The sequence below is a fragment of the Chitinophaga sp. W2I13 genome, assembly GCF_050434005.1.
Classification (GTDB): domain Bacteria; phylum Bacteroidota; class Bacteroidia; order Chitinophagales; family Chitinophagaceae; genus Chitinophaga.
On sequence record NZ_JBNPWD010000001.1, the window covers coordinates 866,439 to 884,983 of the forward strand.

At 48.3% G+C, this 18,545-nt stretch carries 19 protein-coding genes; 7 read left to right on the top strand and 12 right to left on the bottom strand.

Going from position 1 to position 18,545, the window contains the following annotated elements:
• A complete protein-coding gene (locus QFZ48_RS03520) occupies positions 1 to 1,317 on the top strand; it encodes a RagB/SusD family nutrient uptake outer membrane protein (protein WP_429045698.1) in 1,317 nt (438 codons plus the stop codon).
• A 63-nt stretch (positions 1,318 to 1,380) separates the two neighbouring features.
• Here QFZ48_RS03520 and QFZ48_RS03525 read toward each other — a convergent pair whose 3' ends face one another.
• On the bottom strand, positions 1,381 to 2,562 hold the full coding sequence (locus QFZ48_RS03525; protein WP_429061157.1) for a proline dehydrogenase family protein: 1,182 nt from the start codon (positions 2,560 to 2,562) through the stop codon (positions 1,381 to 1,383).
• Between the two features lie 182 nt (positions 2,563 to 2,744).
• On the opposite strand from QFZ48_RS03525, the gene QFZ48_RS03530 reads away from it, so the two are divergent.
• The gene (locus QFZ48_RS03530; RefSeq protein WP_429045695.1) at positions 2,745 to 3,542 is read left to right on the top strand and encodes a FecR family protein; all 798 of its coding nucleotides are present in this window, start codon (positions 2,745 to 2,747) and stop codon (positions 3,540 to 3,542) included.
• A gap of 192 nt (positions 3,543 to 3,734) precedes the next feature.
• Here the strand turns inward: QFZ48_RS03530 and QFZ48_RS03535 are convergent, their stop codons facing one another.
• Positions 3,735 to 4,946 (bottom strand): NAD(P)/FAD-dependent oxidoreductase, encoded by a 1,212-nt coding sequence (locus tag QFZ48_RS03535; RefSeq protein WP_429061159.1) that lies wholly within the window; start codon positions 4,944 to 4,946, stop codon positions 3,735 to 3,737.
• A gap of 63 nt (positions 4,947 to 5,009) precedes the next feature.
• Here QFZ48_RS03535 and QFZ48_RS03540 point away from each other — a divergent pair, with 63 nt between their 5' ends.
• Positions 5,010 to 5,855: a dienelactone hydrolase family protein gene (locus tag QFZ48_RS03540; protein ID WP_429045691.1), complete on the top strand. Its 846-nt coding sequence runs from the start codon at positions 5,010 to 5,012 to the stop codon at positions 5,853 to 5,855.
• A gap of 39 nt (positions 5,856 to 5,894) precedes the next feature.
• On the opposite strand, the gene QFZ48_RS03545 is transcribed toward QFZ48_RS03540, so the two are convergent.
• From QFZ48_RS03545 to QFZ48_RS03570, 6 genes are all read right to left on the bottom strand, one after another.
• Positions 5,895 to 6,917, bottom strand: a complete 1,023-nt coding sequence (locus QFZ48_RS03545; protein ID WP_429045689.1) for a sugar phosphate isomerase/epimerase family protein — start codon at positions 6,915 to 6,917, stop codon at positions 5,895 to 5,897.
• A 254-nt stretch (positions 6,918 to 7,171) separates the two neighbouring features.
• Positions 7,172 to 8,050 (bottom strand): alpha/beta hydrolase, encoded by an 879-nt coding sequence (locus QFZ48_RS03550; protein WP_429061161.1) that lies wholly within the window; start codon positions 8,048 to 8,050, stop codon positions 7,172 to 7,174.
• A gap of 37 nt (positions 8,051 to 8,087) precedes the next feature.
• Positions 8,088 to 8,678, bottom strand: coding sequence for a TetR/AcrR family transcriptional regulator (locus tag QFZ48_RS03555; protein ID WP_429061163.1), 591 nt, complete (start codon positions 8,676 to 8,678; stop codon positions 8,088 to 8,090).
• A gap of 267 nt (positions 8,679 to 8,945) precedes the next feature.
• Positions 8,946 to 9,644, bottom strand: coding sequence for a LytR/AlgR family response regulator transcription factor (locus tag QFZ48_RS03560; protein ID WP_429045682.1), 699 nt, complete (start codon positions 9,642 to 9,644; stop codon positions 8,946 to 8,948).
• A 34-nt stretch (positions 9,645 to 9,678) separates the two neighbouring features.
• Positions 9,679 to 10,863, bottom strand: a complete 1,185-nt coding sequence (locus tag QFZ48_RS03565; protein WP_429061165.1) for a DUF4407 domain-containing protein — start codon at positions 10,861 to 10,863, stop codon at positions 9,679 to 9,681.
• A 4-nt stretch (positions 10,864 to 10,867) separates the two neighbouring features.
• Positions 10,868 to 12,379, bottom strand: coding sequence for a sensor histidine kinase (locus tag QFZ48_RS03570; RefSeq protein WP_429045680.1), 1,512 nt, complete (start codon positions 12,377 to 12,379; stop codon positions 10,868 to 10,870).
• A gap of 157 nt (positions 12,380 to 12,536) precedes the next feature.
• On the opposite strand from QFZ48_RS03570, the gene QFZ48_RS03575 reads away from it, so the two are divergent.
• The 3 genes from QFZ48_RS03575 (at position 12,537) to QFZ48_RS03585 (ending at position 15,502) form a co-directional block, all read left to right on the top strand.
• The gene (locus tag QFZ48_RS03575; protein WP_370909870.1) at positions 12,537 to 12,947 is read left to right on the top strand and encodes a Dabb family protein; all 411 of its coding nucleotides are present in this window, start codon (positions 12,537 to 12,539) and stop codon (positions 12,945 to 12,947) included.
• Between the two features lie 9 nt (positions 12,948 to 12,956).
• The gene (locus QFZ48_RS03580) at positions 12,957 to 13,460 is read left to right on the top strand and encodes a DinB family protein (protein WP_429061166.1); all 504 of its coding nucleotides are present in this window, start codon (positions 12,957 to 12,959) and stop codon (positions 13,458 to 13,460) included.
• A 68-nt stretch (positions 13,461 to 13,528) separates the two neighbouring features.
• The gene (locus tag QFZ48_RS03585) at positions 13,529 to 15,502 is read left to right on the top strand and encodes a gamma-glutamyltransferase family protein (RefSeq protein ID WP_429061168.1); all 1,974 of its coding nucleotides are present in this window, start codon (positions 13,529 to 13,531) and stop codon (positions 15,500 to 15,502) included.
• A gap of 5 nt (positions 15,503 to 15,507) precedes the next feature.
• Here the strand turns inward: QFZ48_RS03585 and QFZ48_RS03590 are convergent, their stop codons facing one another.
• The 4 genes from QFZ48_RS03590 to QFZ48_RS03605 form a co-directional block, all read right to left on the bottom strand.
• Positions 15,508 to 16,206 carry a hypothetical protein gene (locus QFZ48_RS03590; protein ID WP_429061170.1) on the bottom strand — a complete coding sequence of 233 codons (699 nt, stop codon included), beginning with the start codon at positions 16,204 to 16,206 and terminating at the stop codon, positions 15,508 to 15,510.
• Positions 16,207 to 16,283: 77 nt separating this feature from the next.
• Complete coding sequence (locus QFZ48_RS03595) at positions 16,284 to 16,652, bottom strand: winged helix-turn-helix transcriptional regulator (RefSeq protein WP_429045673.1); 369 nt, start codon at positions 16,650 to 16,652, stop codon at positions 16,284 to 16,286.
• A 21-nt stretch (positions 16,653 to 16,673) separates the two neighbouring features.
• Positions 16,674 to 17,186, bottom strand: coding sequence for a hypothetical protein (locus QFZ48_RS03600; RefSeq protein ID WP_429045671.1), 513 nt, complete (start codon positions 17,184 to 17,186; stop codon positions 16,674 to 16,676).
• An 18-nt stretch (positions 17,187 to 17,204) separates the two neighbouring features.
• Positions 17,205 to 17,696: a DUF4240 domain-containing protein gene (locus tag QFZ48_RS03605; RefSeq protein WP_370909864.1), complete on the bottom strand. Its 492-nt coding sequence runs from the start codon at positions 17,694 to 17,696 to the stop codon at positions 17,205 to 17,207.
• A 239-nt stretch (positions 17,697 to 17,935) separates the two neighbouring features.
• Between QFZ48_RS03605 and QFZ48_RS03610 the strand changes: the two genes are divergently transcribed.
• Positions 17,936 to 18,535, top strand: a complete 600-nt coding sequence (locus QFZ48_RS03610; protein ID WP_429061172.1) for an RNA polymerase sigma factor — start codon at positions 17,936 to 17,938, stop codon at positions 18,533 to 18,535.
• The last annotated feature ends 10 nt before the right edge of the window (positions 18,536 to 18,545 follow it).

An 18,545-nucleotide genomic window follows, 5' to 3' on the forward strand; every position in this document is an offset into this window, starting at 1 on the left:
ATGAAAAAGTATCTTTCAATAACAGCGATCGCTCTTTTACTGCTGGTGATGAACGCCTGCCAGAAAGGAGAGATCAACAGTTTGAATACACCCGTGGTAAGCGGCATCACTACCGATCCTTCCAGGAGCGACCTGTTTAACCTGGTAACCGGCGCCGAATCCGGCATGCGTAACAGCCTCTCTGCTTACCTCGATGGTACCGGTATTATTGGCCGGGAAATTTACCGTTTCTCCGGTGCAGAACCCCGGTACACCACCGATTTGCTGGGCGGCGGTTCCAAACAGCTGGACAATAACACCTTTTACCTTACCAACCCCTGGTCGGGCCGCTACCAGGTAGCCAGGCAGTGTTTCATTTTACTCGATGCCATCAGCAATACCCGCACGGAAGTAGCGTCTGATGTGCAAAAGAAAGCCTTTACAGGATTTGCCAAAACGCTGATCGGCTACCAGTTGCTGCTGAATCTCAACATGACAAATACCAATGGCGTACGTATTCCCGTTCCCAATGGCGCTACCCTGGGACCTGTGATTACCAACCCTTCGGTAGTGATGGATTCTATATTGAAATTCCTGGATGAAGGAAAAGCCGATCTTACCGGATCGGAGGTTATTTTTCCTTTGTCGGATGGGTTCCTGGGATTTAAAGATGCCGTGGGGCTGATTAGATTTAACCGCGCCATTGCCGCCAGGGTGTATACCTATCAACAGAAATGGAGTAACGCACTAACCGCACTCAATGAATCCTTCTTCGACCTGAACGGCGCTTTAAACAGGGGCGTTTATCATGCTTTTTCCACCAATGGCGGCGATCTTGCTAATACCATGTATCTCCCGCCAAATGGCAACGGGGAAATAAGAGTAGCGCATCCTTCTTTTGCTACCAATATTCTGCCGGGCGATGACCGCATCTCCAAAACATCGTTGCGGACTTCTTCCGCCAGTCAGAGTGGTTTAACCGGCAACCGCGATGTGATTGTATGGACCTCCCTGAACGCACCCATCAGCATTATCCGGAACGAGGAGCTGATATTGATATACGCAGAAGCCAAGATTCAGACAAATGCATTCCCCGACGCCATTGTGGCGCTCAACCGCATACGCACAGCGCATAACCTTGCGCCATATGCCGGTGGCGCTGTTTTAAATGCATTAATTACTGAACTGTTGTATAACAGGCGCTATTCCCTGTTTATGGAAGGGCATCGCTGGATAGATGTAAGGAGATATAACCTGTTGGGAACATTGCCTAAAGACAGGCCTGATGATGATGTGTGGCCTAGGTATCCGTTGCCGCAGAGTGAAAGCAATATTTAAAACTGATAGTATTATCCATAAAAAAGCGAAGCGCATCCAGGATGCGCTTCGCTTTTTTATGACTTATGCCATGGCTCTTCTCTTCATTTCCTTCCTGATAAGTGCCAGTTCGCGGCCCATTTGCCCGGCGATGGAGGTGTTCTCCTGCGCCCTGCGGATCAGGTAAGGCATTACTTCTTTTACGGGACCATAGGGCAGGTATTTGCTAACATTATAACCGGCATGCGCCAGGTTAAAAGTGATGTTATCGCTCATGCCCAGCAGTTGTGAAAAACTTACATGCGGATGGTTATGCGGCAGTCCTTTTTCGTGGAGCAGCCTGGCGGCAAACATGCAGCTGTTTTCGTTATGCGTGCCAATGAAAACCGCGAGTTTATCGAGGTTATCGATGCAGAATTTTACGGCAGCATCATAGTCCTTATCCGTAGCCTCTTTGCTTGGCTGGATAGGCGTTGGATAATTATTCTCTGCAGCGCGTTTGTTTTCTTTTTCCATGTAGGCGCCGCGCACCAGTTTGGCGCCCAGCAGGTAGCCGTTCTTTACTGCTTTTTCCAGGGATACCTGCAGGAAAGGGTAACGGTCGTGGCAATACATCTGGAAGGTATTGTACACGATTACCTTTCCTTTGTTGAATAACGACATCATTTCATCCGTGAGCGCGTCTACCGGGTCCTGGATCCAGGATTCTTCTGCATCCACGAGGATGGCTACGTTATGACGGGCGCCTGCTTCAGCGATGGCGTGCACACGGTTGCGTACACGGGTATATTCCTGTTGCTCGGCGGGCGTTAATGTTTCCTTGCGGTGTACTTTTTCCAGCAGATCGAACCGGGCAAAACCGGTAACTTTTATAGCGATAAAAGGAATATCGGGTCTGGAGGCAGCATACTGAATGGCACGGATGAACTCAGGAACAGCGGCATCATAGCTTTCTTCCCCTTCCATGGCTTCCACGCCATAGTCGAGTGCCACCCCTACATGATAGTTACCCAGTTGCAGTGCAGTGGTAGCTGCTTCTTCCAGGGTTTCGCCGCCGCAGAACTGTGAGAAAATAGTGCTTTTAATAATTCCTTTTATGGGTAATCCCAGTTTAAAGGCGATGGGAGTCATCACGGCGCCTAATTTTACCAGCCAGGGCTTCCCGATATTACTAAAGAGAAAGTTGGCTTTTTTCAGTGCCTTGTCGGTCTTTGCCTCAAATGCGATAGCGGTATTATCAAATGATAAAGGTAGCTGCTTTTCCATGGGCCGCAAAGTTAGGGTGCGTCCGGCTTCTAAACAAAAATCATTATAATATCAGTATATCTTTTTAACAGCGTTAACAGATATTGTCTATTGCTTCTCAGAAATTGTTTAAGCATACCCTTATGCCGCTGTTTATTTTATTACTTTTAGGTCTTTTAAGATACATACAAAATTCCCGGAATATGCTATTTAAACCTGATACTATTTCCCGTTGTTTTTTCAGCCGCTGTTCGCTGGCATGGTTACTAACGGGCGGAATAGTGATCACCGGCTGCCAGACAAAAGCACCGGAAAACGCACCTGTGAACCTGAAAACGCCGGGCATTGAATACCAGACCTATAAAGGCGCCACCGGCCGGCGTACTGCTATTACGCTGCCCGACAGCTCCCGGGTAATACTCAACTCCGCTTCTGTACTGGAGGTGCCCGCCAATTATTTACAGGGCAACCGTGCCGTGATCCTCGACGGCGACGCATTCTTTGCCGTAGTTCCATCTACCGATACTTTTACGGTTACCAGCGATAAATTAAGGGCTACCGTGCTGGGCACCGAATTCAAAATGCGTTCCTTTGCCAGTCAGCATGGCGCTACCGTATACCTTCTCAACGGGAAAATCCGCGTGGGAAAATCCTATCATTCTGCCACCGATAACCAGCCGGAAATACTGGAACGGGGACAAATGATCCTGGCCAATAATGACATCGACCTGATGGAAAAAGAAACCTATCATCCCGAAGAACTGGAAACCTGGTTATCTGATACACTGCGGATCAATAATGCCAATCCTATGGCACTTTCCCGCACACTGGAAGAATGGTTTGGCGTAGAAGTGGAAATGAAGGGGGATGCTTCCAAAGCACCGGCGATTACAGATGCCGCGTTTTTTCATGCTTCATTGGAGGAGGTGCTGAATAACCTTGGTGAACAACAGCATTTCAAATATAAGATCCGTGATAATAAAGTGGTGATTACTTTTTAGTATAGGCTTTAACGTTAGATGCTTTTCGCGGAGGTTGTCTTTCGCGGAGGTTGTCTTGAGCACTGATTACACTGATTATGCTGATTACCTTGATTTTACTTTTTTGATTTTATAAGGATTTGGGGAGATGGAAGCGGAGCAGGATTTGGTTTTATAATGATTTGGGGAGATGGGAGCGGGTTTGGGGTTGGTTTAGAAATGGATTTTCCTGTTGAAGGAAAAGATGGTGGCATCGGGATTTTTCTTTCCCTGTATGAGGTCAGTGATGATATTGGCGGCCATCTGGCTGAAAGTGATCCCGTTGCCGCCGAAGCCCAGTGCAAAAAAGGTATGCGGCATAGGTGCGAAAGGGCCGATAAACGGGAGTCCGTCTTCTGTAGCGCCAAAGGTGCCGGTCCATTTAAACTCGGGGTGGAAGCGCAGCTCGGGGAATTTCTTCTGAAGGTCTTTTTCGAGGGCCTTTGCTTTTTGGTGGATTAGCTTATCCCGGCGGCCGGGGTTATAAAAGGGCTCATCACGCCCCCCTACCATTATACGGTGATCGCTGGTAGTACGCATGTAGAGGTAAGGGGATTTTGTTTCCCATATCAGGCAATCCTGATACCACTGTTCTTCTGCGTGATTGGGTTCACTTGCGATGGCATAAGTGGAGTTTAATTTCAGCAGCGGCGTTTTGATATATTGCAGCACCTCATATCCTGTGGCAATCACGAGGTAACGCGCCGTAACCTGGTACCCCTGTGAAGTTTTTAACACTACGCTGCGAGGACGGAAATCAATATCCACCACGGCGGTACGGTCAAATACCTGCGCACCATGTTTGATATTGTGCTGATGCAAGGCATGGGTAAGCATATATGCATCTGTTTGCGCGGCGGTATGGGAATAGATGGCAGCCGGCGCATCAAAGCCCATCTTTGCTTTTACTTTTGCGGCATCCCACCACTCCATTTTCAGCCCCAGCTCCCGGCGGGCTTCCAGTTCTTCCGATAGTTTTTTTACGTCTTTGAGGTATGAAGCAAGGTACAGGCTATGTTTTCGTTCAAAATGCGGGAAATGCAGGGCTTTGCAAATCTGCTCCAGCTCGAGGATAGCAGCCACAGACAGTTCATATGCCCTGTTGGCATGGTAAGTACCCACTTTATCCCGTAGTACCGATAAAGGCGTATCAATTTCATACTGTAACAGCGAGGAACTGGCCGCTGTGCTGCCAAGCCCAATGGTCCGGGCATCGGCTACCACGCAGGGAATACCTGCGTTTGTTAGGGCATAGGCCGTTAAGGCGCCGGAGATGCCCCCGCCTATCACGGCCACGTGCGTACGAATATCCCGTTCCAGCCAGGGATAATTGTATGGGAGGCCGTTACGGATCAATGAATAAGGGTAACCTGACTGAAGATCCATATTTATTGATTTTACAAAAGCTGCACCAGAAATTCGTATCTTCTGTCAGCAAAATTAACTGTCATGAAAACACTAACTTTCTCAACCGGTTGTTTACTGATGGCTGTGAGTGCTTTTTCCCAAACGGCGCCCTGCTGCCATACAGATGCCATCACTGAATTTGCTGCACTGGCCAACCAGGAAGAATTCCGCATGGCGCACAAAGATCCGCTGCCATTTACCTACCAGGGAACTACGGGCGCTGCCATCACCTTTCCTGCTACAGATGGAACACCTGCGCACGGCTTTCTGTTCAAAGCCAAAGAAACCTCCGGTAAATACCTGCTGGTGTACCAGGAATGGTATGGCGTTAACGACTACATCAAAAAGCAATCGGAACAGCTGTACAACGACCTCGGAGGCAAAGTAAATGTGCTGGCAGTGGATATGTATGATCAGAAAATAGCTACCAACCGCGAAGATGCTGCTAAATTAATGCAGGGAGCTTCCAGGGAAAGATTACAGGCCATTATGCAGGGCGCCATTAACTACGCCGGGAAAACGGCTAAAATAGCTTCTATTGGCTGGTGCTTCGGCGGCGGACTCTCTTTGCAATCGGGTTTACTGGCTGGGCCTCAAAACGCAGGCGTAGTGATGTATTATGGCATGCCTGAAAAAGATGTGAATAAACTAAAAACCCTGCAGGGACCTGTACTGGGATTTTTCGGTAATAAAGACAAAGGCATTAACCCGCAGGTGGTGGATGAATTTGAGAAAAACATGCAGGAAGCAGGTAAAACGCTCACGGTTAAACGTTATGATGCGGCGCATGGCTTTGCCAATCCGAGCAATCCCATTTTCGACAGCGCCGCTACCGCGGATGCATATAGTCATGTGGTGCCATTCCTGAAGAAAATATTTTCATTGTAAGTGTTAAGCGGAGGGAATGTTCCCTCCGCTTAACTATTTTTATTTGCCGCCGAGCCTCAGCAGCAATTCTTTTGTTTTCCTGATACCTTCTTCTTCGGATAATTTTTCGCCCTCGTACTCAATACCCATGAAACCATTAAAGCCGGCGTCCTTCACTGTTTTGAGGATACGGGTATAGTCGATGGTTACTTCATTGCCGTTGGCATCGAAGTCGTATGTTTTTGCGCTCACGCCCTTTGCAAAGGGCATGAGCTCTGCCACTCCTTTATACCGGTCGTATTCTTCGAGGCAGGTGGTTTTAGCCCAGGCTTCCGGTGTATTGCTCTCCGGCTTACTACGTTTAATGCAGAAGTTACCCAGATCCGGCAGGGTACCGCAATTAGGCATGTTCACGGTTTTCATTACGCCGCTCAGCCATTCGCCGTTGGAAGACATGCCGCCGTGGTTTTCCACGATCACGCTGATGTCGTGTTCCTTTCCAAAGGTGGCCAGTTTAGTGAGGCCATCCGCTGCCGCTTTGGCTACTTCTTCCGGGGCGCCTTCTCCCGCTGCGTTTACACGGATAGCATGACAACCCAGGAACTTCGCTGCTTCTACCCACTTGTAATGATTTTCAACTGCCTTCATTCTCTTCTTCACATCCAGGTCGCCCATTTCGCCTTCCCCGTCGCACATAATGAGTACGCTGCGAACGCCCAGGTCGTCGGCGCGTTTCTTCATTTCTGTGAGGTAGGCCTGATCCTTTGCTTTGTCTTTGAAGAACTGGTTCACGTATTCAATGCCTTCAATGCCAAATTCATTCTTTGCGCGGGAAGCAAAATCGAGGTGATTCATTTTACCGGCAAACAACGCTTTATGGAACGACCATTCCGCCAATGAGATCTTAAAGAAAAGTTCGCGGGCAGTGGCTTCACCGGGTTTGGCAGCTGCGGCGCTGTCGCCTTCACTTTTAGTGGATTTCCCCTCATTACAGGCGGCCAGTATAGCGGGCAACATTCCCATTCCCATGGTGTACACGCCCATTTGACGCAGGAACTGCCTGCGGTTGTTAACATTACTCATATACGTGGGTTTTAAAGTTCATTCTCCTAAAATATTCATTTACACGGGGGAAAGCAAGTTAAAACGTATAAATTTTAAGAGAAGAAAAAAAAGAGCAGTTGAAAAGGGAAGATGATCACAGGCCGCTGCTATAGGCAGACTGCCTTAGCGGGAGATATAAATACAGATAGCTCGCCACGCTGATAGAAATCAGCGTATAACCGTGACAGTTACTCCTGCCTATTTTTAATTCCGGTTTCTTGTTGAATACCTTTTTATTTTATGTCATCCGCCAATACAGCCAGGACTCCCTGCAACACCGCTTCGTGCCGCATGATGCGGAAATGGCCATCACCGGTGATGCGGAGCGATTGTATGGCCGGGTATTGCTGCAGGTAGTCATCTATTTCCGTGGCTTTTGCGAGGGTATCAGTTGTATCGTAAGCCATCCATATTTTATCGGCTTTGATATGATTGATATAGCGGTGCAGGTCCATTTCAGCAAGATCTTCTTTCAGTCTTTGCCGGATCAGTTGCCGCAGCACGGGCATTACCACCGGGTGGATACGGAACAGGCGGAGTGCTTCATTAAAAAACACGGGAGCGCTCAATGCCGTGCTGAGCATCAGCAGACGGGGCACGTGTACATTTTTGCGGGAGAGTGTGAGTGCGGCATTGAGTCCGCCGAACGAATGGCCAACGATAGCGTGCAGAGGTCCTTCCTGTTGCATCACCTGTTCCAGTACATGCATCCATTGTACCAGGTTGGTGCGTTTGCCACCGGAGAGGCCGTGTGCCGGCCCATCGTAGGATACCACCTGGTAGCCCTGTTGCACCAGTGAGCTGATCAGTTGTTTAAAATGGAGGGGGCTGCCACCCCAGCCGTGGAGCAGTAATACTTTGGGGCCTGTGGTTCCCCATCGGTAGGTGGTTACTTTCAGGGGAGCGTTATCAAACGGATAGCTGGTTACCTGCAAATGTTGCAATACCGCCTGATCGCGGAACTGCTGATGTACCGGCCGGAGCTTCAATGCGGGCGGTGTGCAGTACAGCCGGTAAAACAGTTTGGCCGTGGTAACCGGGAACGGGCGGCTCATGGCGGATAATATCACGCCGGTCATCCGCAGTGACAATGGTAAAACCTGGTGTTGCATTATAGACCGATTGGTTTATTTTTAGAACAAAAAAAAGTTAAAGAGAATGCTGCCTGATTTCTTCTCTTAACGCTTCCAATACCACGAGCATTTGTTTGTTATGTCCGAGCACGCTGCTTACGAGTATAGCACCTTCCAGCATGGTAAACATCCGGATAGCAAATTTCCGTTCGTCCCAGTCTTTTTTAAACTCGCCATGCTCCTTGCCATACTGCACCATTTTAGCGATGCGCGACTGGTAATAGAGCACCAGCTCACTCACCTTTCTTTTCAGCCCCGGATTAGTATCATCTGCTTCCACGCCGAAGTTGAGCATCGGGCAACCGCCGGCGATCTTTTGTTCCTCCGGGTAGCGGGCATAATACTGAAACAGCGCCTCAAATTTCCCGGCCGAAGTATTAGCCGTGGCCGTCACCTGCCGCAGGTTCAGCTTCTCCTCTTCAGCGATATAATCGAACACCTCCATCACTATTTCCTCTTTGGAGGAAAAGTTCCCGTACACGCCGCCCTTCGCCAACCTGGTGGCTTTGAGGATGTCACTGATAGAAGTACCGGCCACCCCCTTTTTATTGAAAATAGGAGCGGCTTTTTCTATGATGAACTGGCGCGTTTTCTCTGCTTTACCCATGTGAGGACTAAATTAGACCAATTGGTCCATTCCAACAAATATTTCTCGCGCGCGGATTTTGTCTTTCTCGCTGATTACGCTGATTTTACTGATTACTCGGATTTTTACTTTTGGATTTTTTTAGATTTCTTTGATTTTTTAATAATAATCAAGGGAGATAAAAGCGAATATCCGCTTCTATCTCCCTTAATCCTTTATAAAATCCAAAAGTAAAAATCCGAGTAATCAGTAAAATCAGCGTAATCAGCGAGAAAGACAACATCCGCGTTAGAAATTGAAGATGCGTTCAATCGCAGGCGCATAGGCCGCCCCGATGGGGATGGGAATGTTTTTGATGTAAAGGGAGTTGCGGTCGGCGCGTTCAATTTTTTTATTGGCTACAATGTAGGAGCGGTGCACACGGGTGAAGGAGCCGATGGGCAGCAGGTCTACCGCTTCCTGCATGGAAAGGCGGGAGATGAGCTTGCGGTCGGTGAGGATGAAGTTCACGTAGTTGCCGGCGCTTTCAAGGTAAAGGATATCATCGAGTACAATACGGAATTGTTCGTAGCCGCTTTTCACAAAGATGTAGTCTGTTTGTTCCTTGCCTGGGGCGGGGCCATTTTGTTGCTTCAGTTGCAGCAGGTTATTGGCTTTGTTGCAGGCTTTCATGAAACGTATCAGGGAAAAGGGTTTGAGCAGGTAATCAATCGCGTCGAGCTCAAAGCTTTTCACCGCATGTTCTGAATAGGCGGTCGTAAAAACCGTCATGGGCGGATGAGGGAGACTGGATAAAAAATCCAGTCCGGATATATCCGGCATTTTGATATCCAGGAAGAGCAGGTCTACTTTTTCTTTGCTGAGAAAGTCGATGGCTTCAAAAGCATTGGTAAAAAAACCCTTCATTTCCAGGAAGGGAACCTTGGCAGCGTGATTTTTGATAACAGCCAGCGCCACCGGTTCATCATCTATCGCAATAGCAGTCATCTTTGGCTATTTTACGGGTAAGCAATACAGGGATCTAACTAATTTTGCCGAGCAATAATCTCCGGGCTTGCTGCCAGAGATTCTGGTACTGGCCGTTTTCGCGGCTTTGCCACTCTTTTACGAGGGCGTCGGCTTGTTCGCGGCGCAGGTCGCGGGTAGATTCAAACAGGTGATCCACCGTTTCCTTGTCGGCTGCCAGTGCGGCGGCCTGGTAGTGTTCCATTAATTCCTGGCTGGTATCTGTTTGCAGCCTTGCGGAGGCTACGCCCTGGGCAGTGGCGGCAGCCAGCTTTTCATCGTATTCTCCTTTGGGCATCAGTATTTTGCTGAGCAACGGCATTACTTCAATGAGGGTAATGATAAATACAATGAGGCGATAACGTTGTTTTACCGGCGGATGCGTTTCGGTGAGCTCATTCAGGGCTTCTATCTGTGCCAGGAATCCGTTGGTGAGGGTACCGACATATACAGATTCTTTCACGCTGTCGATGCTGTGCATACGGGCCATTTGTGCCTGCAGCTGTTGCTGCTGCGGCTCCCAGGCTCTTTGCATGGCCTGCAGCTCCTCTTCTGATTTGAGGTAAGCCGATTTTTTTACGCGGGCAATGTCCGACTCTCCTATTCTGCCGGAGCCACCGGTGCCATCGGTTTCTTTGATATAACCATCTTTATATACTTTCAGCTCCGCGGTTTTTTGCGCCAGCTGCTGCTTGCCCTGGTCAAGGGATTGCTGCAGGGTGGCCATCTGGCCGGCGTTGAGCTTTACCAGCTGCGCCCGGTAGGCATCGAGCTTTGCCTGCTTGCCAAGTTCCAGCTGCGTATCAATATCTTTCTTAAATAACATTAATACCACCGGCTGGGAAATAAACAAACCTATGGTAACGGCGAGGACTAAACGAAATATTACCGGCATTACTTTTATGCTGCCGTTGGTACGGGACATGGCAGCGATGAGGGTACGGTCGACCGATAAAATAGCGAAGCCAAAAAACAGCGCCAATCCGGCCACCACCATGTCATCGTTTACGATGGTGGAAAAGAAATAGCCCCACGACAGCGTGGCAAACATCCACGTAACCAATACTGATACACCAATGATCCGGTACCGCTCTTTCTCGGTTTTACACTCCTGCAAAACATCGGCATCAGCAGCGGCCAGCCACCACAAAAAGCGCGTCATGCCATCAGGCCCGGGTACCACTTCTTCTTCTTTTTTCATTTACTTATTTATTAACATCAATAGTCAGATGGATAAAAAACTCAGTAGCCGTGTGACGGATACTCAGCTCGTGCCGGTGCGGATACAATAAATTTAGTCTTTCTTTTACATTATTCAAACCAATGCCCATTCCCTCCCTTTCCGGATCATTTTCCGGGCGGGGATGCACGCTGTTATACACATCAAAGAAGATCTGATCAGTCGTACAGCTCAGGGAAATCACGATGCGGGAGCGATGCCGCAGGCTGATCCCGTGCTTAAACGCATTTTCCACGAAAGGGATCAGCAACATCGGCGCAATTTCATGCTGGCATTGACTTTCATCGATATTTACCTCTATCAGGATATCGGGCGATGACAATACACGCAGGCGTTGCAGGGCGATATAATTTTGCAGGTAAGCCACTTCCTTATCCAGTGGAATTTTTTCCAGGTGGTTATCATGTAGCATAAACCGCATCATATCACCCAGTTTCTGGATGCCTTCGCTGGTGCGGGCAGCCTCTTCCTGCAGGGCGGTTCCATACAGCGTGTTAAGGGCATTGAATAAAAAGTGCGGATTGATCTGGGAACGGAGGAAGTCGAGGTTGGCAGTGGAATGCCCCAGCGCCTTTTTCAGCGTTACCACCGTGTTCACCTGCTTCCGGCGGCTTTTAAACAACAGCCAGCAAACAGGCAGTACAATACCTGCCGATACCGCAATGCCGATAAAAGCCAGTGCTACAAACCAGCCTCCGTTGCGGTGCACCAGTGCGCGGCATATCAATGCCAGCAACACATTGCTTCCCAGGATGGTGAAAACGATATCCCGGATCAGGAGACTTTTATTCCGGTGAGTGTCCTCGAAGGCGGGGAATACCTGGTACCGGAGAATAAAGAACACGGCAATCTGCGAAGGACCAAAGAAAAAGATCATCAGCGCCATATCCCTGGAATCGGAGAACGACAAACAAAACAATACCATAAATACGCCGGCAGCCCAGCAAATTTCTGTGAGCATCTGCCTGAAAGCCATATCTGTTGCAATGCGCGGATACAGCATACTCACCAGCGCTTTCCGGAAATAATAATATGCTACATACAGCACACCGGAAAAGACCGTAGTAATGAAAGCTGTTTTAGCAAAATACATATGCGCACCCCGCACCGTGTCATATACGCCCAGCAGGTAGCCGTTGTAATAAGAATTGGCGACCATCATCATGGCGAAATAAAACAACCCTACCGGGATCAGCAGCAATATGCCACCCAGCCATTTTCCCTTCTCCAGGAACTCCGGTACAATGACAAAGTTCACCAGCAGGAAACTTACATATACCAGTGTAACCCGTCCCATTGAGGGCAGCAGGTAATGAATGTAATAATCGAATACCTGGTGGTAAGTGTCGAATTTTCTACCATAGATGTCCTGCAATTCAAATACGTTATACACAATGCTGGGATATAGGATCGAAAACATCAGCAACACAAAAATGGCGGTTACGATGCCAAATTCAATTTTCTTAAATTGATTCATAAGGTTGATGTATTTAGGGCAATAATAGCATTTGTTGCCATGCAGCAGGGGCAAAATGGGATGAAAGTAGTGTAATCCGGTATGAAATGGGCTTTGACAGTAAGAATTATAATAAATCGGTAATCTTTATTATTTTCATCGCCTCAACAAGCCCGATATGAGCACTTCCAACAGACGTAAATTTTTAGGAACCGCAGCAGCGCTTGCCGCTGGTACTGCCGCTGCCGCAGCAATCCCCTCAACAAATATGGAAAAGAAATACCCGATTGTGCATCATGTGTTCTTCTGGCTGAAGAACCCGGATTCCAAAGAAGACCGCGACAAACTGGTGGCCGGTGTAAAAACCCTGTCGAAAATTGAAACCGTTCGTGACCTGCGTGTAGGCGTGGTAGCGAGTACCGAAAAGCGCGATGTTGTGGATAACAGCTGGGGCGTATCAGAGCTGATCTTTTTCAGTGATCTCGCCGGACAAGCCACCTATCAAACCCACCCCATACACCTGGAGTTTATTAAAAACTGCAGTCATTTATGGGAGAAAGTAATCGTTTATGATGCCGTAGAGGTATAAAAAAATATCATGGCAACGGAATACTGGATGAGCGGGCCGGTAGAAAACATACCGGCATTATTGCAACCCGTGGCGCATGCGTTATTGCAGGCCAACCAGGAAATAAATACCCTGATGCAGGATTTCCCGGAAACACTTTTATGGGAAAAACTAGCGGGACTGGCCTCGCCGGGATATCATCTTCAGCATGTGAGCGGTGTGCTCGACCGGCTGTTTACCTACGCCAGGGCGGAAGCGCTCAGTCAGCAGCAATTTGCCGCCCTGGCCGGTGAAGGTAACCCAGGCGCCACCCTCCACGATTTGCTGGATCATTTCAATGCACAGGTACATCAATCGCTGATGCAATTGTCGGCCACCCCGGAAAACACCCTCACCGATTTCCGGGGCGTGGGCAGAAAACAACTCCCCTCCACCGTATTGGGATTACTATTTCATGCTGCGGAACACACCATGCGGCATACCGGGCAACTGCTGGTTACGGTAAAAGTACTGCTGGAAATGCATGCCCGTTGAAAGCAGAGAAGCATTACCCTTCATGTAAATCCGGATTGTTTTTATCCGTAAAACTATAAATTAGCCCTATGAAACGCTTATTCCTCCTTTCCCTCGTGTTGGGTTGTTATACCGGCATGCAGGCACAGCAAACGCAGAAACCACCTTTACACGGCAAAAACTGGATGGCCGTAACCGGCAAGCCACTGGCTGCAACAGCCGGCGCCATGATCTTCCAGCAACACGGCAACGCCGTGGATGCCGCCTGCGCTATGCTTGCCGCTACCTGTACCATGTGGGATGTGCTCAGCTGGGGCGGAGAAACACAGGCACTCATATACAATCCGAAAACAGGAAAAGTAATTGCCATCAATGCCCTGGGCGTGGCGCCTACAGGCGCTACTCCCACCTTTTATAAAGGAAAAGGATACGACTTCCCACCTGAATACGGTCCCCTGGCAGCAGTAACACCGGGAACTGCAGGTGGGTTGTGCTACATGCTGGCAGAATATGGCACTCTCAGTTTAAAACAGGTATTAGCGCCCGCCATGGAAATGGCCGCCGGCTACCCGATAGAAGCACAAACCGCCAATAGTATTGAACGCGGGAAAAAATATATCAACGAATGGCCTTACAGCAAAGCTGTTTTCCTGACACATCCCGGCGAAAAAAGAGAAGCCCCGGAGGCAGGAGAAATTTTTGTGCAGAAAGACCTCCTCGCTACCCTCTCCAAAATGGTTGAAGCCGAGCAGGAAGCACTGCGTAAGCACAAAAGCCGGAAAGAAGCCATTATGGCGGCATACGACCGCTTCTACAAAGGCGACATTGCGAAGGAATTTGTGCGTGGCTGCCAGGAGCAGGGCGGCCTGATCACCCTGGAAGACCTGGCCCGCTGGAAGCCGGTGGAAGAAGAACCGCTGCATATTAATTACAAAGACATAGAAGTGTACAAACTGCAGGAATGGACGCAAGGACCTATGCTACTGCAAAGCCTGAACATCCTGGAAAATTTTGACCTGAAATCGATGGGGTATAATTCCATTGAATATATTCATACGTTGTATCAAACCATGAACCTCACTTTTGCGGACCGTGATTTTTATTACGGCGATCCTGCGTTCAATACCAATCCTGCTATCAAAGGATTGCTGAGCAAAGAATACGGCAAGGCGAGAGCGAAACAGATGAATCTTGCGCAAAATGACGCCAATGCAGGACCGGGCGATCCCTATCCTTTCATGGGCAAAACCAATCCTTACCTGCATTTCCTGGAGGAGCGCAAGCAGCTGACAGATACCAGCAACGGCCGCAAGCCCGGCGGATTTGTTCCCAAACATGACGCCACTATGCTGCAGCATGAAAATGCGGACCAGCAATATGCTGCCAATGCCTTGTCAACAGAGGGAGATCTAAATCAGCTGTATGCCGGCAATACACCCGACAGCGCCTATATGGACCGGCTGTGGCGCGGCACCACCAGCGTGGAAGCAGCAGATAAAGACGGCTGGGTAGTATCTATCACGCCCAGCGGCGGTTGGCTGCCTGCCTGTATTGCCGGTAAAACGGGTATAGGAATGAGCCAGCGGGCGCAGAGTTTTGTATTGGATTCTGCCATTTGCCCTTTTAATGTAATTGCGCCCGGTAAACGTCCGCGGGTAACGCTTACTCCTTCGATGGCGTTGAAAGACGGCAAGCCTTTCCTGGCTTTTGGTGTGCAAGGTGGCGATACGCAGGACCAGAACCTCTTGCAGTTTTTCCTGAACGTGGTGGAATTTGGGATGACCGTGCAGCAGGCTACAGAAGCCGCGAATATCAATACCAACCAGTTGTGGTTGTCGTTAGGCGGTACTACCATCAAAGACAGGGAGCCGCGGCCGGGAAGTATTCTCCTCAATAATAATACCTCCGAAAAAACACGCAAAGCCCTGGAGCAAATGGGTTATCACCTCACTTTCGGAGAGCGTACCAGCGGCCCTATAAACGCCATTTACATAGATCGTGTACACGGCAGTTTATGGGGTGGCAGCAGTAATCATGGAGAAGATTATGGAATAGGGTGGTAAGTAAATTACTCCCGGGTCCATACTTCATGAATAGGATCTCCTTTTGAGCTTTTGCCGCTATGGTCCCAGTTGTTGCCGTTTACGCTGCCTTTAAAAGACAGTTCAGCCCCAATACGGGAGCTATCGCGGGAAAAGAACTCGATTTTTTCGGTGTAGGTACCGTTATCAAAAGTATAGGTACCTCCACCGGAACCAAAGAACTCGCCTGTTTCCTGGTTGATGGCTACCCATTGAAAGCGGGTGCCCGTCAGTATTTTCATGGTGCGCCTCGCACTGTTGGGAATGGGTGTCATCTTACCTTCTCTTTCCCGTGAAGTAATTTGCCAGCTGCCGGCCAACGGGCCGGTACCATCGTCGATACGCGTCCACTCCTGTTTTCCACCACCGGGACTGCTGGTGATCAGCTGCCCGTTTTCCATGCCTACCGGCACGGTTGTTTTTTGCCCTACCTGCGAGGCATTGGCCGTGTTAAAAAGAATGGCTACATCCACCTGCGTGTCACCCGCCTGTTTCCAGGTTCCTCCATATGAAGTAATGAAACGCTGGTTATTGTAATCGGTGACTGTAAACCAGTTGGGCGTAATCAGCAACACGCTGGTTACATCGCCGGTCGCTGATTTCCAGGCGCCTAAGGGTGAGTCTTGTGCGCTGAGTATACCCAGGCAGGAACAGCATAACGTAAATAACAGGAGTAGTTTTTTCATAACATAGCATTTGTGTACTTAAGATAAGCAAACAAACGCAGTAACTAAGCGGTTTCTCTCTGTGGTATGAACACGTTTTATTTATACAGATGCTGGTCCTGTATATAATCAACACCTTGTTTTTTGAGATAAGCGATTCCCCATTCGCTGACAAATTCGTACAGGGGAGCCAGTGATTTTCCTTCGGTGGATAAGTAGTATTCCACGCGGTATGGCTTTTGGGTAATCACATTCTTTTCAATCAACTTATCGCGTTCCAGTTCTTTAAGCTGCTGGCTAAGCATCTTTTCTGAGATGCCCGGCAGGTTATCTCTTATTTCAGCGTAACTTTTTTTAGTAAAGTAATGCAGGTGGAAGAGGATTAACAGTTTCCATTTCCCTCCAATAAATCCGAGTGTTACATCTACCGGGCAGGTGTATGTTTTATTGTTCAGTGTGATCATCATCAACCGTGTAAAGTGGTTTCGCTATGCTTCTTCCAGTACGCGCTTCAGGATATTCAGGTACCCGATATGCTGTTCCGCATAGGAACTGCTTTCGGAGAGCTGTGCCCAGGCAATTTGCCGTTCAAGGGCGATATTGATCACCGGCTTATTGGCTTCTTCGATTACACCTTCGTCTGCCAGCTGGCCAAAGCCGGCGGCAATTACTGAAGCATCCAATGTGAAAATAAAGTGCTGGTCATCAAAAGCAGGATCTTCTTTCATACGTATGATCAGATCCCGGTCCAGCAGCGTTTCGTTATACTCTTCAAAGGCCATTTCCCCTACCGATTCGATGGTCCATTTTAAGCATTCAATGGTAGGCGTGGAAGGATATTCCCGGCGCCATTCCCGGAATGAGGCAAGCCCGGTGTCTCCTTCATCTGATCCGAAAGGGGCCAGTTCATCAGCGGGATCCCAGAAAAAGTCTTCAGGTATCAGGGCAATAGCTCGTGCATGTGCATGATCTTTATCTATGCCATAGATTTCGTCCTTCATAAGATATGTTGTTTTAAATTACGCTTTACCCCACCCATCGGCATTTGAGCAGGTTTCGATGCCATGCCTTGTATACCGCTCAAATTCTTCTCCAAATAATTCCTGGTATACCATATACCCGATAAATCCTACAATTTCTGCTTCTGCATCGCAGGTGGCTTTTGAAGGATTTTCGTCGATCATTTCATAGTACGTTTTCCCCATTCCTACAATAAAACACCTGCAATAAAGGAAACCGTCATCTGATCCATCGGTATATGCATGGATATCTTCCCGGTCAATCTGAAATAATTTTTCTTCCATGATGTGATTAAACCCTGTCAGCTCTTCCTTATCCAATTGGAGCAGGATATCCCGGATATTATTGGTAATAACGCCGTATACTTCCCCGGTCAGGTCTTCGATCAATACCGCATCATTGGTTTTCAATGCTGTATTGCGCATATCCCGTAATGCCGGGGATGCAGCCCACGCTTCTTCAATAATCTGCCAGAATTTAAATTCATTCATAAGAGTAGCAATTAATGATCATTAAGAATTAACTGTAAGATATACATAGGAAACGCAGTGTAAATGCGTAGTAAAAAAAGCGGTCAGTGATCCGGTATCCCTTGAAAATACACAATAATTTTCTTTCTTTTCTACCCATCTGCTAAAACCTTCCTCCTGTATAAATTATTTTATTATTAATTCCCTGTCCCCTAAATTTACCGGGTTATTGTTTTTGTGAGGGTACAAAACTTCCAGCTTTGCCAGACATTTCCCTGAATGACGAACATGATTTACTGCAGAAAGTTGCCATGGGTGACGGGGATGCGTATACCATCCTGTTCAGGCATTACAGCGGGCAGGTGTATGATGTGGCCATGCTTTACCTGAGAGACAGCAGCCTGGCCAGGGAAATTGTACAGGAAGTTTTTATGAAGGTATGGCTGAAAAAAGCCGATATGTCCCACATAAAACAATTTAAAGATTACCTGTTTATCCTTACCCGCAACCATATTTACGACGGCTTCAAAAAGCAGCTGGTAAGGCTGAAAGCCTACGATTTCCATCTGAAAAACCAGCCGGAAGCACAGAATGATACCGATCACCTGTTGCTGCAACGGGAATACGACGCCATCCTGGACAAAGCCGTGTCCGGTCTGCCTCCGGAGCGAAAAAAGGTGTACCTCGCCCGTAAACAGGGCTGGAGCAACGAGGAAATTTCCCAACAGCTCAATATATCAGTACATACCGTTAAAAAGCAAATGAGCCTTGCTATGCACGCTGTACGGGCTTTTGTAAAGTCCAGGCTGCAAAATGATATCGTTCCCTTCCTCCTGTTTTTAATCCTCTTCCGCAAATAACATCTTCCCC

Coding starts and splice junctions, on each gene's coding strand:
- QFZ48_RS03545 (WP_429045689.1), bottom strand. CDS start 6,917: ATGAGTAATGTTAACAACCGCAGGCAGTTCCTGCGTCAAATGGGCGTG.
- QFZ48_RS03565 (WP_429061165.1), bottom strand. CDS start 10,863: ATGAAAAAAGAAGAAGAAGTGGTACCCGGGCCTGATGGCATGACGCGC.
- QFZ48_RS03570 (WP_429045680.1), bottom strand. CDS start 12,379: ATGAATCAATTTAAGAAAATTGAATTTGGCATCGTAACCGCCATTTTT.
- QFZ48_RS03530 (WP_429045695.1), top strand. CDS start 2,745: ATGCTATTTAAACCTGATACTATTTCCCGTTGTTTTTTCAGCCGCTGT.
- QFZ48_RS03600 (WP_429045671.1), bottom strand. CDS start 17,186: ATGAAGGACGAAATCTATGGCATAGATAAAGATCATGCACATGCACGA.
- QFZ48_RS03585 (WP_429061168.1), top strand. CDS start 13,529: ATGAAACGCTTATTCCTCCTTTCCCTCGTGTTGGGTTGTTATACCGGC.
- QFZ48_RS03555 (WP_429061163.1), bottom strand. CDS start 8,678: ATGGGTAAAGCAGAGAAAACGCGCCAGTTCATCATAGAAAAAGCCGCT.
- QFZ48_RS03525 (WP_429061157.1), bottom strand. CDS start 2,562: ATGGAAAAGCAGCTACCTTTATCATTTGATAATACCGCTATCGCATTT.
- QFZ48_RS03550 (WP_429061161.1), bottom strand. CDS start 8,050: ATGCAACACCAGGTTTTACCATTGTCACTGCGGATGACCGGCGTGATA.
- QFZ48_RS03560 (WP_429045682.1), bottom strand. CDS start 9,644: ATGACTGCTATTGCGATAGATGATGAACCGGTGGCGCTGGCTGTTATC.
- QFZ48_RS03535 (WP_429061159.1), bottom strand. CDS start 4,946: ATGGATCTTCAGTCAGGTTACCCTTATTCATTGATCCGTAACGGCCTC.
- QFZ48_RS03605 (WP_370909864.1), bottom strand. CDS start 17,696: ATGAATGAATTTAAATTCTGGCAGATTATTGAAGAAGCGTGGGCTGCA.
- QFZ48_RS03590 (WP_429061170.1), bottom strand. CDS start 16,206: ATGAAAAAACTACTCCTGTTATTTACGTTATGCTGTTCCTGCCTGGGT.
- QFZ48_RS03575 (WP_370909870.1), top strand. CDS start 12,537: ATGAGCACTTCCAACAGACGTAAATTTTTAGGAACCGCAGCAGCGCTT.
- QFZ48_RS03520 (WP_429045698.1), top strand. CDS start 1: ATGAAAAAGTATCTTTCAATAACAGCGATCGCTCTTTTACTGCTGGTG.
- QFZ48_RS03595 (WP_429045673.1), bottom strand. CDS start 16,652: ATGATGATCACACTGAACAATAAAACATACACCTGCCCGGTAGATGTA.
- QFZ48_RS03580 (WP_429061166.1), top strand. CDS start 12,957: ATGGCAACGGAATACTGGATGAGCGGGCCGGTAGAAAACATACCGGCA.
- QFZ48_RS03540 (WP_429045691.1), top strand. CDS start 5,010: ATGAAAACACTAACTTTCTCAACCGGTTGTTTACTGATGGCTGTGAGT.